Origin of the sequence: Duganella rhizosphaerae, assembly GCF_040364205.1 — a bacterium.
Lineage (GTDB): Bacteria > Pseudomonadota > Gammaproteobacteria > Burkholderiales > Burkholderiaceae_D > Rugamonas > Rugamonas rhizosphaerae.
Genome location: NZ_BPWK01000005.1, coordinates 61,902 through 75,163 on the forward strand (window position 1 = coordinate 61,902; position 13,262 = coordinate 75,163).

Below are 13,262 nucleotides of genomic sequence, written 5' to 3' on the forward strand. Positions count from 1 at the left end.
GCCTAGCATCGTTCCATTTCAACCACGGGAGGAACTCATGATCGCAGCATCCGCCGCCCAGGCGCAGGAACTGGTACGCAACTCGTCGCATTTTCAGTGGTACGTCATTCCGCTGCTTTTGCTGGTGATCCACGCCTACGGCGAACAGGCAGCCGCGAGGCGCTGGAACGTGGTGCTGGCGGGCCTGGCGTTCTGGCTGATGGATTGGGTCAACGAGATCTGGAACGGCCTGCTATTCCACTTTTCCGGCCTCGCGCCGGCCTGGAGCACGCCGAACGGCTCGGCCTATGTGTTTTTGATCGGCCTGAACATCGAGATCAGCTTCATGTTCGCGGTCATGGGCCTGTACGCGGCGCGCACGCTGCCCGCCAACCGCCAGCTCAAGATAGCTGGCATCAACAACCGCTGGCTGCTGGCCGCCGTCAATTCGGCGTTGTGCGTGTGCGTGGAGGTCTGGCTGAATCACATCGGCGCGCTGGTATGGGAATGGCCGGCATGGAACCTGCGCGCGCCATGGCTGATCTGGCTGATCGGCTACCTGCCGTTCTTCGTCGTCGCCTACTGGGTCCACGACATGACGTCGCTGAAGCGCCAGATGGGCGTGGTGGCAACGCTGGCGGGCGGCGTGACGGTGGCGCTGGCGGTCTTCGGCGGCCTGCTGGGCTGGATATGAAAAAAGGCCGGATCACTCCGGCCTTCTATTTAACCTACGAACTTGCGCGCATTGCGGAACATCCGCATCCAAGGCGAATCCTCGCCCCACGATTCAGGATGCCACGACTGCTGCACCGAGCGGAACACGCGCTCGGCATGCGGCATCATCACGGTGAAGCGGCCGTCGGCCGTGGTCACCGAAGTCAGGCCCTGCGGCGAACCATTCGGGTTGTATGGATAGGCTTCGGTGGCCGCGCCGCGGTTGTCGACGAAACGCATCGCCGCCACGGCCTCGTTGATGTTGCCGGTCTGCGTGAAGTCCGCATAGCCTTCGCCGTGGGCGATGGCGATGGCGGTCTGCGTGCCGGCCATGCCGTTGAAGAAGATCGACGGCGAATCCAGCACTTCCACCATCGCGAAGCGCGCTTCGAATTTCTCCGATTTGTTGGTGGTGAACTTGGGCCACGCGTGCGCGCCCGGGATGATGGACTTCAGGTTGCTCATCATCTGGCAGCCGTTGCACACGCCAAGGCCGAAGCTGTCGGTGCGCGCGAAGAAGCGGGCGAACTGCTCGGCCAGCGCGGCGTTGAACAGGATGGTCTTGGCCCAGCCTTCGCCGGCGCCCAGCACGTCGCCGTACGAGAAGCCGCCGACGGCGATGATGCCCTGGAAGTCATCCAGCTTGACGCGGCCGGCAATCAGGTCGCTCATGTGCACGTCGACGGCGTTGAAGCCCGCCTGGTGCATCACGTAGGCGGTCTCGATGTGCGAGTTGACGCCCTGCTCGCGCAGGATCGCAACGCGCGGACGCACGCCGGTCGCCAGGAACGGCGCGGCCACATTCTCGGTCAGGTCGAAGCTGATCTTCGGCGTGATGCCAGGATCGGTTTCGTCCAGGATGCGGTCGTATTCGGCATCGGCGCAAGCCGGATTGTCGCGCAGGCGGGCGATGCGCCAGCTGGTCTCGCTCCACAGGCGGTGCAGTTCCGAGCGCTGCTTGTTGTAGATGATCTTGGCGTCGCGGGTGAACTCGATCACGCCACGGTCGTTCGGCTTGCCGATGATATGGCTGCATGCGCCCAGGTTGAAGGTGCGCAGCACGTCCATCACCAGCGTTTTCTCTTCGGCGCGAACCTGGATCACTGCGCCCAGCTCTTCGGAGAACAGCGCGCGCAGGGTTTGCTCGTTGCGGCGTTCGGCGATCTGGCCGGCCCAGTTCTTCGCATCGCCCTGGTCGGCGCCATGGCCTTGTTCCAAGGTCAGGATGTCGAGGTTGATCGACAGGCCCGCACGGCCGGCGAAGGCCATCTCGGTCAGCGTGCCATACAGGCCGCCGTCGGAACGGTCGTGGTAAGCCAGCAGCTTGCCGTCGTTGTTCAGTTGCTGGATCGCGGTGAAGAAGCCCTTCAGGTCTTCCGCGCTATCCACGTCCGGCGTCTCGTTGCCCAGCTGGCCCATGACCAGCGACAGCGCCGACGCGCCCATACGGTTCTTGCCGCGACCCAGGTCGATCAGGATGATGGCGGTGTCGCCGGCATCGGTCTTGATCTGCGGGGTCAGCGATTTGCGCACGTCGTGCACCGGCGCGAAGGCCGAGACGATCAACGACACCGGCGAGGTGACGGCTTTGGCAGTGCCAAAGCCGTCAGCTTTGGCGTCGCCATCTTCTCGCCACGTGGTGCGCATCGACAGCGAATCCTTGCCGACCGGGATACTGATGCCCAGCGCCGGGCACAGTTCCATGCCGACTGCCTTGACGGTGTCGAACAGCGCTGCGTCCTGGCCAGGCTGGCCGCAGGCGGCCATCCAGTTGGCGGACAGTTTGATGTCGGAGATATCCTTGATCGGCGCGGCGGCGATGTTGGTGATCGCCTCGGCAACCGCCATGCGGCCCGACGCGGCGGCGTTGATGACGGCCAGCGGCGTACGCTCGCCCATCGCCATCGCTTCGCCCAGGTAGCCTTCGAAGCTCATCGCGGTGACGGCGCAATCGGCCACCGGCACCTGCCATGGACCGACCATCTGGTCGCGCACGGACATGCCGCCCACGCTACGGTCGCCGATGGTGATCAGGAAGGACTTGTCGCCAACGGTAGGCAGCAGCAGCACGCGCTTGGCGGCTTCCTCCAGGTCGATGCCGGTCAGGTCGATGGCCGGGAATTCGTTCTGCACGTGATGCACGTCGCGCTGCATCTTCGGCGGTTTGCCCAGCAGGACGTCCATCGGCATGTCGACCGGCTCGTTACCCAGCTCCGGATCGATCAGCTTCAGTTGACGTTCTTCGGTCGCGGTGCCGACCACGGCGAACAGGCAGCGCTCACGCTCACACAGCGCCTTGAACATCGGCAGGCTGTCCGGCGCGATCGCCAGCACATAGCGTTCCTGCGATTCGTTGGACCAGATTTCCTTCGGCGCCATGCCGCTTTCTTCCAGCGGGATCTTGCGCAGGTCGAAGATCGCGCCGCGCTTGGCGTCGTTGGTGATCTCCGGGAAGGCGTTCGACAAACCGCCGGCGCCGACGTCGTGGATCGAGATGATAGGATTGTTGGCGCCCAGCTGCCAGCAGCCGTTGATTACTTCCTGCGCACGGCGTTCCATCTCCGGATTGCCGCGCTGGACCGAATCGAAATCCAGGTCCGCGGTGTTGGTGCCGGTGGCCATCGACGAGGCGGCCGAGCCGCCCATGCCGATGCGCATGCCGGGGCCACCCAGCTGCACCAGCAGGCTGCCGACCGGGATGTCGTTCTTGTGCGTGTGCTGGCCGGAGATGTTGCCAATGCCGCCGGCGATCATGATCGGCTTGTGGTAGCCGAACACGGTGTCGTGCGCACCGGCGAACTGCTTGCCGATATTCTGTTCGTAGGTACGGAAGTAACCGCCCAGCACCGGACGGCCGAATTCATTGCTGAACGCAGCGCCGCCCAGCGGGCCTTCGATCATGATCTGCAAAGCCGAAGCGATGCGGTCTGGCTTGCCGTAAGGCTTACCCAACCCCGTGCCGCTGTTGCGGTAGTCCGCCACCGGCGCGGTGACGTCGGCGTCGTTTTCCCAGGCTTGAACGGCGCCCGGCAGCATCAGGTTCGACACGGTGAAGCCGGTCAGGCCGGCCTTCGGCTTGGCGCCGCGGCCGGTCGCGCCTTCATCGCGAATCTCGCCGCCGGCGCCGGTGGAGGCGCCAGGGAATGGGGAGATCGCGGTCGGGTGATTGTGGGTTTCCACTTTCATCAGCGTGTGCGTCAACTCGGTCATCGGCGCGTACTGGTGCGCATCGCCATGCGGGAAGAAACGCATCACTTCCGCGCCTTCCATGATCGACGAGTTGTCGCTGTAGGCGACGATGGTGCCCTTGGGCTGCAACTGGTGGGTGTTCTTGATCATGCCGAACAGCGATTTGGTCTGCGCCTCGCCGTCGATGGTCCAGTCGGCGTTGAAGATCTTGTGGCGGCAGTGCTCCGAGTTCGCCTGCGCGAACATCATCAGCTCGACGTCGGTCGGATTGCGGCCGGCCTTGGTGAAGGCGGCGTCCAGATAGTCAATCTCGTCGTCCGACATCGCCAGGCCCAGGTCCGTGTTGGCCTTTTCCAGCGCGGCCTTGCCCATGCCGATCACGTCCACCGATTCCAGCGGCTTCGCTTCCAGCGTGCGGAACAAACCGGCCGCTTCGTCCGGATGGCGCAGCACCGATTCGGTCATGCGGTCGTGCAGCAATGCGGCCACGGCCTGCACTTCGTCGTCCGCCAGCTTCTTGGCGGCGCCGATGCTGCTGCCCAGGATGCCGGTCTTCAGATTGATGCGGAAGGCGATGCCGCGCTCGACGCGCTTGATGTGCGCCATGCCGCAGTTGTGGACGATGTCGGTGGCCTTGGAGGCCCACGGCGAGATCGTGCCGAAGCGCGGAATGACGAAGAACTCTTCGACGGCGCCGTCGGTGTTGTCGGCATGCGCCGGCTCACCGTAGGTCAGCAGCGCGCCGAGGCGGCTGGTGTCGTCGGCCGATAGCGGTTCGGCGGCATCGACGAAGTGGACATAGCGCGCCTGGACGGCGGCGACGGCAGGCAGCGCGGCTTGCAGTTGAGTTAACAGGCGTTGGCTACGGAATGCGGACAGGGCGTTGGAGCCCGGCAGAATCAACATGGTTGGAGGATGGTTGATGCAGCGTGGCTGCGGATTAAAGGTAGATGGAGCACGAGATACTTGTAATGCAGAATTTCCTTTGCGCGCATTATACCTCTTACCACGCTGTCTATACAGCGCCAATTCGGGCCAAAAAGTGCCGACAAAGCAACATTCTCCATCATTTTGGGCGGTAATCGGCCACTGTCTGGGGTCCGGCGCCGGGTTTTCATAACAATTTGACTTTCCATGGAGTATGCTAGATTTAACTTTAGCTAGGATGCGTAACATGGCGGAATATAGTGAATTGTCGGTGCTGATCGTCGACCCCAATCCGGGGATGCGCGGCAACCTGCACAACATGCTTAACCAGTCCGGCATCACCAAGATCGATTACGCGGTCAGTTCCGGCACGGCCATCCGCCAGCTTGGCAAGAAACCATTCGACATCATCCTGTGCGAATACGACCTGGGCAACGGCAGCGGCGAAAACAACGGCCAGGACGGCCAGCAGCTGCTGGAGGACCTGCGCCAGCACAAGCTGATCTCGCCGTCGACGATCTTCATCATGCTCACCTCCGAAGGCGTCTACAGCAAGGTGATCGGCGCGGCCGAGCTGACCCCGACCGACTACGTGCTCAAGCCCTTCACCGTGGACGCGCTGCTGCAACGCATGCGCAAGGCGGTCGAACGGCGCGACGTCTTCCTGCCGGTCCATCAGCTGGTTGAACTGGGCAGCATCCGCAAGGCCATCGGCGAGTGCGGCATCGCCGAAGAGAAGAATCCCCGCTACGCGATCGACTTTGCGCGGCTGCGCGCCGAGCTGCTGGTGTCGCTGGACGAACTGGCCGACGCCGAGGTGGTGTACCAGGTCATCCTGATGAACCGCCCGGTCGCCTGGGCGCACCTGGGCATGGCGCGCTGCCAGTTCGGGCAGCAGAAGTACATCGAGGCGCAGGAGACCTTGCAGGAACTGCTGATCCAGAATCCCAAGTTCATGGCGGCCTACGATCTGCTGGCGCGCACGCACGAGGCCTTGGGCCAGCAGGAATCGGCCAAGAAAATACTCGAGGACGCGGTGGCGATCTCGCCCAATATGGTGCACCGCCTGCGGCACCTGGGCGAGGTGGCCTTTGAGGCCGGCGATGTCGGCGTCGCCGAGAAGGCGTTCAAACAGGTGGTGGCCAAGGCCAAGTACTCCGAATTCCGCGACCCGGAAGACCACGTCAAGCTGGTCAAGACCCTGGTCAAGAAAGGCGACGCCAACCAGGCCAGCGGCGTGATACGCGACATGGAGCGCTCATTGCGCAGCAGCGCCAACGTCGAGGCCTGCCGCGCCATCGCCGCCGGCCTGCTGCAGGAGATGACCGGTAATATCACCGGCGCGGCGACCGAGTTGGCCAACGCCGTTACCGCGATCGGCGCCAGCCGCGGCCTGTCCACCGGCCTGAAAATCGGCCTGGTGCACAGCTGCCTGAACGTCAAACTGGACCAGCAGGCGTCCGAGCTGATGCTCAACCTGATGAACGACACCGAAAGCGGCGTCTCGATGGACGATGCGGTACAGGTGTTTGAAAAAGCCGGCCGCCACGACCTGGCCGAGGGCATGGGCGAGCAGATCAAGCATCATGTGGAGGAGCTGATCGCCCACGCGTCCGAACAGCGCAGCCAGGGCGACCTGCGGGCGGCGGTCGATACGCTCAACGCCGCCTTGCGCAAGGCGCCGGCCAATATGTCGCTGCTGCCGGCGGCGACGTCGGCGATACTCAAGCAGCTGGACGATCTGGGTTGGGAAGTGCCGCTGGCCGAACAATGCTCCTTCCTGCTGGAGCGCATGCGCAAGATCGATCCGGCCCATCCTTCGCTGGAGGCGCTGCAGGCGCAGTATTCGCACACCCAGCGCAAGTACGGTATCGCGACGGTGGCGTAGCTACAAAATCAGCGAGCCGGGGAAGTTGGACAGGTGGGAGATCAGGTACCACGTCACGAAATACATGGCGCACAGCAGGAAGGCCGACCAGATCGCACGGTTCGCCGAGCTGCGTCCGCGCAGGAGCTTGAGTAGCATGCGCACTGAGTCCTCCCTTCCATCTATTCATCGAACCAAAACTGTACGCCGCCTCCATGTGCCGGACAAGCCGGGAATCGCTGGTACCGTTTTCCGATGCCGACGGTATCGGCTGCCGCGTCGTCAGGCCATCATCGCGCGCAGCTCATCCTCGGCGGCGCGGCTCAGCGCCTGCGGCTCGACGTTGATGGCGCCGAACGCGCTGGAACACACGCCGCGCGGAGCCGTCCGCCAGGTCCAGGGCGGCCAATGCATAGTGCTCGGCACCGGGGTGCTGCTGGCCCGCCTGCAACGCGCGGCGCTCCGCATCCTTCGACAGATCGGCTATGGTGCGCATGTCTTGCCAGCGCTGTTTCAGCTTTGCGAACATCGTCTTTCCTCCTCGGGGTCTTCAGCCGCGCGCCAGATTCGCCGCGTGCTTTTTGTGGGCGGCCTGTTTGGAGACGCCCAGCGCCTCCGCGATCTGGGCCCAGGTCCAGCCGTCCTCCAGCGCCTTGCGCACCGCTTTTTGCTCGACCCTGTCGGCCAGCTCGCGCAGCGCCAGCACGGCCGCCAGCGCGTCGCCTGGTTCGGTCGGTATCTTGAGGTGATGGAGATCGGTCATGCGTCAACTTTAGTTGACGAATCCGAGGTTGTCAACTTGAATTGACGGATTGAATTGACGGATCTACGCCGGTATCATGGAAAAGACGTGGGCATCCAGGGACAGCCCGCGCAGCTTGAGCCGGTTGCGGGCCAGGCATTCATGCGTGGCGCCGGCCTTGCGGGCCACTGCGGCGCTGGGCTCATTGCCCGCCGCGACGACGATTTCCACCCGAGATTGATTCAGCTGCTCGAAGGCGTAACGCGACAGCGCGGCCACCGCGGCCGCCGCGGCGCCCCGCCTTTGCGCCGAGGCGCGCACCCAGTAGCCCAGGTTGCAGTAGCCGTTCACCGCGTTCATCTGGTTCAGGCCACCGCCGCCGACCAGCGTCGCGCCGTCCGCCAGGAAGATGCCGAATTCGTGCGCGCTGCCGTCGGCGCGGCTGGCGTCGCACCATTCGAACCATGACAGCGCCTGTTCCTCTGTGTACTCGGCGTGCGCCCAGGTCATCCACAGGCCGACGCTGTCCATCGACTCCCGCACGCCGGCGGCGAAGGCCGGCGCGTCGGCGGCGATGAAGGGACGCAGCAGGAAGCCGCCAGCAGTCAGCGGCATCATCGTCCGCCAACCGGGCCGTAGCCGCCGCCGCCAGGCGTGTCGATGACGAACAGGTCGCCGGGCTGCACGTCGGTCTTGCCGATGTGCGGCAACTCCTCGATGCGGCCGTCCGCCCGCACCACGGTATTGCGGCCCAGCGCCCCCGGCTCGCCGCCGGCCATGCCGAACGGCGCGTGGATGCGGTTGTTGGACAGGATGGCCGCCGTCATCGCTTCGAGGAAGCGCACCTTGCGCGTGCCGCCGTTCCCGCCATGCCACTGCCCCGCTCCGCCGCTGCCTTCGCGGATCGCGTAGCTCTCCAGCCGCACCGGGAAGCGGAACTCCAGGATCTCGGGGTCGGTCAGGCGCGAGTTGGTCATATTGGTCTGCACGACGCTGGTGCCGTCGAAGCCGGGCCCCGCGCCGGAGCCGCCGCTGATGGTTTCGTAGTACTGGTACTGCGCGTTCCCGAAGGTGAAATTGTTCATCGTACCCTGCGCCGCCGCCATCACGCCCAGCGCGCCGTACAACGCGTTGGTGATGCAGGTCGAGGTCTCCACATTCCCCGACACCACCGATGCCGGATAGTGCGGGTTGAGCATGGAGCCCTGCGGTATCAGCACCTTCAGCGGTTTCAGGCAACCGGCGTTGAGCGGAATCTCGTCGTTGACCAGCGTGCGGAACACGTACAGCACGGCCGCCATGCACACCGCCGACGGCGCGTTGAAGTTGTTCTCAAGCTGCGGCGAGGTGCCGGCGAAGTCGATCTCCGCGCTGCGGCCGGCCTGGTCGACCCGCACCGCCACCTGGATCTGCGCGCCGTTATCCAGCTGCAGCGTGTAGCTGCCGTCCTTCAGCGCGCTGATCACGCGCCGCACCGCTTCCTCGGCGTTGTCCTGCACGTGGCCCATGTAGGCCTGCACCACCTCCAGGCCGAAGTGCGCCACCATCTTGCGCAGCTCGTCCACGCCCTTCTGGTTGGCCGCCACCTGGGCCCGCAGGTCCGCCATATTCTGGTCGGGATTGCGCGCCGGGTAGCGCGCGCCTGCCAGCAGGGCGCGCGTCTCGGCGTCGCGCAGCTGGCCGCCGGCGGCGCCCGCCGTGGCCCCGTCGACCAGCTTGAAGTTATTGATCAACACGCCCTCTTCCTCGATCACGCGCGAATCCGGCGGCATCGAGCCCGGCGTGGTGCCGCCGATGTCCGCATGATGGCCGCGCGAGCCGACGTAGAACAGGATGTCCGCGCCCGCCTCGTCGAACACCGGCGAGATCACCGTCACATCCGGCAAATGGGTGCCGCCGTTGTATGGGTCGTTGAGCATGAAGACGTCGCCGGCGCGCATCTGGCCGGCGTTCTCGCGCATCACGGTCTTGATGCTCTCGCCCATGGAGCCCAGGTGCACCGGCATGTGCGGCGCGTTGGCGATCAGGTTGCCGTCGGCGTCGAAGATGGCGCAGCTGAAGTCCAGCCGCTCCTTGATGTTGACCGAGTAGGCGGTGTTCTGCAGGCGCAGCCCCATTTGCTCGGCGATCGACATGAACAGGTTGTTGAAGATCTCCAGCATCACCGGGTCGGCGTTGGTGCCGATGGCGCGCCGTTCCGGCAGCGCCACCACGCGCTTGAGCACCAGGTGGTCGTGCAGCGTCACCTCCGCCTGCCAGCCCGGTTCGACGATGGTGGTCGCATTCGCCTCGGCGATGATGGCCGGACCCTTGACGATATCGCCGATGCGCGTGGCGCCGCGCTGGTACAGGCTGGTCTGGCGCCATTTGCCGTCGGCGTACATCGGCACCACCGCGTGCGGCATCAGGCCCGACACGCGGCGCGGCGCCGGCTCCACCGATTCGGACGGCGCGTCGGACTTGCCGATCGCCTCCACCGACACCGCCTCCACGATCAGGGCCTTGGACGGCATCAGGAAGGAATAGCGCTTGCGGTAGGCCGCTTCGAACTGCGCCTGCATGCTGTCGGCGGTATCGAACAGCACGATCAACGCCGAATCGGTGCCCTCGTAGCGCAGGTGCACGCGCCGTATCAGCACGATGCGCTCGTCCTCCACGCCTTGGTGCTGCAGGTCGGCGCGCGCCTGGCGGCCCAGCGCATGCAGGCGCGCCTCGAGTTCCTCCAACCCGTCCACGTTCAGGCGCTTTTCCACCGCGGCCTCGCGCATCGCGGTCTGGTCGGCCAGGCCCATGCCGTAGGCCGACATCACGCCGGCCAGCGAATGCACGAACACCGTCGTCATGCCCAGCGCGTCGGCCACCAGGCAGGCATGCTGTCCGCCCGCGCCGCCAAAGCTGGTCAACGTGTATTCGGTGACGTCGTGCCCGCGCTGCACCGAGATCTGCTTGATCGCGTTGGCCATATTGCCGACGGCGATTTCGATGTAGCCCTCGGCCACCTGCTCGGGCGTAGTCTGCTTGCCGGTGGCGGCCTTGATCTGCGCCGCCAGTTCGGCGAATTTGGCGCGCACCGCGTGGGCGTCGAGCGCCTGCCGGCCTTCCGCGCCGAACAGCTGAGGGAAGTGACTGGGCTGGATCTTGCCCAACATGACGTTGCAGTCGGTGACGGCCAGCGGGCCGCCGCGCCGGTAGCTGGCCGGTCCCGGATTGGCGCCCGCGCTGTCCGGGCCGACGCGATAGCGGCTGCCGTCGAAGTGCAGGATGGAGCCGCCGCCCGCCGCCACCGTGTGGATGCTCATCATGGGCGCGCGCATGCGCACGCCGGCCACCTGGGTTTCGAACACGCGTTCGAACTCGCCGGAAAAGTGCGACACGTCGGTCGAGGTGCCGCCCATGTCGAAGCCGATCACCTTGTCGAAGCCGGCCAGCTTGCTGGCGCGGACCATGCCGACGATGCCGCCGGCCGGGCCGCTGAGGATGCTGTCCTTGCCGTGGAAGGCGCGCGCGTCCGTCAGGCCGCCGCTGGACTGCATGAATTGCAGGTTCACGCCCGGCATCTCCTTCGCCACCTGGTCGACATAGCGACGCAGGATGGGCGACAGGTAGGCGTCGACCACGGTGGTGTCGCCGCGCGCCACCAGCTTCATCATCGGGCTGACTTCGTGCGACACCGAGACCTGGGTAAAGCCCATCATGCGCGCCATCTCGGCCACCTTGACCTCGTGCGCGTGATAGCGGTAGCCGTGCATGAAGACGATGGCCAGCGAGCGCAGGCCCATGTCGTAGGCTTCGGCCAGGCCGGCGCGGGCGGTTTCCATGTCGAGGTTGGCGACGGTGTCGCCATGCGCGCCCATGCGTTCGTCGATTTCGATCACATGGCTGTACAGCAGCTCGGGCAGCAGGATGTGGCGGTCGAACAGGCGCGGACGGTTCTGGTAGGCGATGCGCAGCGCGTCGCGGAAGCCGCGCGTGATCGCCAGCGCGGTCGGCTCGCCTTTGCGCTCGAGCAGCGCGTTGGTAGCGACCGTGGTGCCCATCTTGACGGCGCCGATCTGCGCCACCGGAATCGGCTTGCCCTTGGCCACGCCCATCAGCTGGCGGATGCCGGCGATGGCCGCGTCGGCATACTGTTCGGGATTCTCGGACAGCAGCTTGAGCGTGCGCAGGCGCCCATCGGGCGGACGCGCCACGATGTCGGTAAACGTACCACCCCGGTCTATCCAGAATTGCCAATCCATGCATGCCTCGTTACGGTGACTGAAGCGTATATTGTAGTGGCTCGGCCGCACGCGGGACAGCGGCCTTACAACATAAATTAGATGCTAAAATTGCACCATGAACCCACTCTACTCCTGCGCGGAGATACGCGCCATCGAAGAAGCAGCCAGCGCTGCGTTGCCGGAAGGTGTGCTGATGCAGCGGGCCGGCCAGGCCGGCGCCAACGCCGCGCTGGACCTGCTGCCGTTCTCCACCGCCAACGCCAGGGTGCTGGTGCTCGCCGGCCCCGGCAACAACGGCGGCGACGCGCTGGAGACGGCGGCCCACCTGGCCTATGCCGGCGCGCAGGTGACGATCCTGCATTTTCCGCCGCAATCGGGCTCGTCCACCGAGCGCGCGGTGGCGTTGCAGCGCGCCCAGACCAGCGACGCCCGCTTTGCCGAGCTTGACCTGGCGGCGGTGGCCGGCACCGACTGGACGCTGGTGGTCGACGGCCTGTTCGGCCTCGGCCTGCAACGCCCGCTGGCCGGCGAGCTGCGCGAGCTGGCCGAAGCGGTCAACGGCCTCAAATGCTCGGTGCTGGCGCTGGACCTGCCCAGCGGCCTGGATGCCGACACCGGCGCCATCGTCGGCCCGGACGGCGTGGCCATCCACGCCACCCACACCGTGACCTTCATCGGCAACAAGCCGGGCCTGCACACCTGCGACGGCCGCGACTACGCCGGCCTGGTGGATGTGTCGCGCCTGGACATCGACATCGGCCACTTCGCGCCGGCGCGGCTGCACCTGAACGACGTCAAGTTCTTCTCGCGCCATTTGCGCTCGCGGGTGCACAACTCGCACAAGGGCAGCTACGGCAACGTGGCGGTGATCGGCGGCGCGCGCGGCATGAGCGGCGCCCCGCTGCTGGCGGCGCGCACCGCGTTGAACAGCGGCGCCGGCCGCGTCTACGCGCTGTTCGTCGAAGACCCGCTGCCGTGCGACAGCGGCCAGCCGGAACTGATGTGCCGGCTCGCCGACGATTTCGACATGCGCTCGTCGACGCTGGTGATCGGCCCCGGCCTGGGCGCCTCGCGCCTGGCCTGCGCCCTGCTGTCGCGCGCCATCGCCAGCGACAGCGCGCTGCTGGCCGACGCCGACGCCCTCAACCTGCTGGCGGCCGAACCGGCGCTGCAGGCGGCGCTGGCGCAGCGCCCCGGCGGCTGCGTGCTGACCCCGCATCCGCTGGAGGCGGCGCGCCTGCTGGGCACCACCATCGCCGAGGTGCAGTCCGACCGCGTGGGCGCGGCCCGCAAGCTGGCGGCCAAGCTGAACGCCAATGTGGTGCTGAAGGGCTCCGGCACCGTGATCGCGGCGCCGAACGGCGACGCCGTCATCAACACCACCGGCAATCCGGCGCTGGCCAGCGCCGGCACCGGCGACGTGCTGTCCGGCCTGTGCGGCAGCCTGCTGGCGCAAGGCTGGCCGTTGTGGGAGGCCGCGCTGGCCGGGGTCTGGCTGCACGGCATGGCGGCCGACGTGCTGGTCACCGAAGGCACCGGCCCGATCGGCCTGACCGCCGGCGAACTGGTGCCGGCGATCCGCGTGGCGCTGAACCGCATGGTCCAGCACCACGGCCGCTGAAGC

The 13,262-nt window shown here is 66.0% G+C and carries 9 protein-coding genes; 3 read left to right on the forward strand and 6 right to left on the reverse strand.

Translation table 11 applies throughout. From position 1 onward, the window contains the following. The first annotated feature begins 37 nt into the window (after positions 1-37). Positions 38-673 carry an AF_1327 family membrane protein gene (locus tag RUGAMON1_RS12665; RefSeq protein ID WP_445230844.1) on the forward strand — a complete coding sequence of 212 codons (636 nt, stop codon included), beginning with the start codon at positions 38-40 and terminating at the stop codon, positions 671-673. 29 nt (positions 674-702) lie between these two features. On the opposite strand, the gene purL is transcribed toward RUGAMON1_RS12665, so the two are convergent. Beyond that, a complete protein-coding gene (gene purL / locus RUGAMON1_RS12670; RefSeq protein ID WP_445230845.1) occupies positions 703-4,788 on the reverse strand; it encodes a phosphoribosylformylglycinamidine synthase in 4,086 nt (1,361 codons plus the stop codon). A 268-nt stretch (positions 4,789-5,056) separates the two neighbouring features. Between purL and RUGAMON1_RS12675 the strand changes: the two genes are divergently transcribed. Further along, on the forward strand, positions 5,057-6,697 hold the full coding sequence (locus RUGAMON1_RS12675; protein ID WP_445230846.1) for a response regulator: 1,641 nt from the start codon (positions 5,057-5,059) through the stop codon (positions 6,695-6,697). Here RUGAMON1_RS12675 and RUGAMON1_RS12680 read toward each other — a convergent pair whose 3' ends face one another. From RUGAMON1_RS12680 to RUGAMON1_RS12700, 5 genes are all read right to left on the reverse strand, one after another. Next, entirely contained in the window at positions 6,698-6,835 is a 138-nt protein-coding gene (locus RUGAMON1_RS12680) for a hypothetical protein (protein ID WP_199538488.1), read from the reverse strand. Between the two features lie 123 nt (positions 6,836-6,958). After that, positions 6,959-7,090, reverse strand: coding sequence for a hypothetical protein (locus tag RUGAMON1_RS32805; RefSeq protein ID WP_510167297.1), 132 nt, complete (start codon positions 7,088-7,090; stop codon positions 6,959-6,961). Between the two features lie 136 nt (positions 7,091-7,226). Further along, complete coding sequence (locus tag RUGAMON1_RS12690) at positions 7,227-7,439, reverse strand: helix-turn-helix domain-containing protein (RefSeq protein ID WP_332852199.1); 213 nt, start codon at positions 7,437-7,439, stop codon at positions 7,227-7,229. A gap of 63 nt (positions 7,440-7,502) precedes the next feature. Then, positions 7,503-8,036 (reverse strand): GNAT family N-acetyltransferase, encoded by a 534-nt coding sequence (locus RUGAMON1_RS12695; RefSeq protein WP_445230848.1) that lies wholly within the window; start codon positions 8,034-8,036, stop codon positions 7,503-7,505. Next, entirely contained in the window at positions 8,033-11,656 is a 3,624-nt protein-coding gene (locus RUGAMON1_RS12700) for a hydantoinase B/oxoprolinase family protein (protein ID WP_445230849.1), read from the reverse strand. The genes RUGAMON1_RS12695 and RUGAMON1_RS12700 overlap by 4 nt, the downstream gene beginning before the upstream one ends. Before the next feature lie 97 nt (positions 11,657-11,753). Here RUGAMON1_RS12700 and RUGAMON1_RS12705 point away from each other — a divergent pair, with 97 nt between their 5' ends. Next, positions 11,754-13,259 carry an NAD(P)H-hydrate dehydratase gene (locus RUGAMON1_RS12705; RefSeq protein WP_445230850.1) on the forward strand — a complete coding sequence of 502 codons (1,506 nt, stop codon included), beginning with the start codon at positions 11,754-11,756 and terminating at the stop codon, positions 13,257-13,259. Positions 13,260-13,262: the final 3 nt, after the last annotated feature.

Bases quoted from the DNA above. Each gene is read 5' to 3' on its own strand.
- RUGAMON1_RS12665 (WP_445230844.1), top strand. From the start codon at position 38: ATGATCGCAGCATCCGCCGCCCAGGCGCAGGAACTGGTACGCAACTCG.
- purL (WP_445230845.1), bottom strand. From the start codon at position 4,788: ATGTTGATTCTGCCGGGCTCCAACGCCCTGTCCGCATTCCGTAGCCAA.
- RUGAMON1_RS12675 (WP_445230846.1), top strand. From the start codon at position 5,057: ATGGCGGAATATAGTGAATTGTCGGTGCTGATCGTCGACCCCAATCCG.
- RUGAMON1_RS12680 (WP_199538488.1), bottom strand. From the start codon at position 6,835: ATGCTACTCAAGCTCCTGCGCGGACGCAGCTCGGCGAACCGTGCGATC.
- RUGAMON1_RS32805 (WP_510167297.1), bottom strand. From the start codon at position 7,090: ATGCATTGGCCGCCCTGGACCTGGCGGACGGCTCCGCGCGGCGTGTGT.
- RUGAMON1_RS12690 (WP_332852199.1), bottom strand. From the start codon at position 7,439: ATGACCGATCTCCATCACCTCAAGATACCGACCGAACCAGGCGACGCG.
- RUGAMON1_RS12695 (WP_445230848.1), bottom strand. From the start codon at position 8,036: ATGATGCCGCTGACTGCTGGCGGCTTCCTGCTGCGTCCCTTCATCGCC.
- RUGAMON1_RS12700 (WP_445230849.1), bottom strand. From the start codon at position 11,656: ATGGATTGGCAATTCTGGATAGACCGGGGTGGTACGTTTACCGACATC.
- RUGAMON1_RS12705 (WP_445230850.1), top strand. From the start codon at position 11,754: ATGAACCCACTCTACTCCTGCGCGGAGATACGCGCCATCGAAGAAGCA.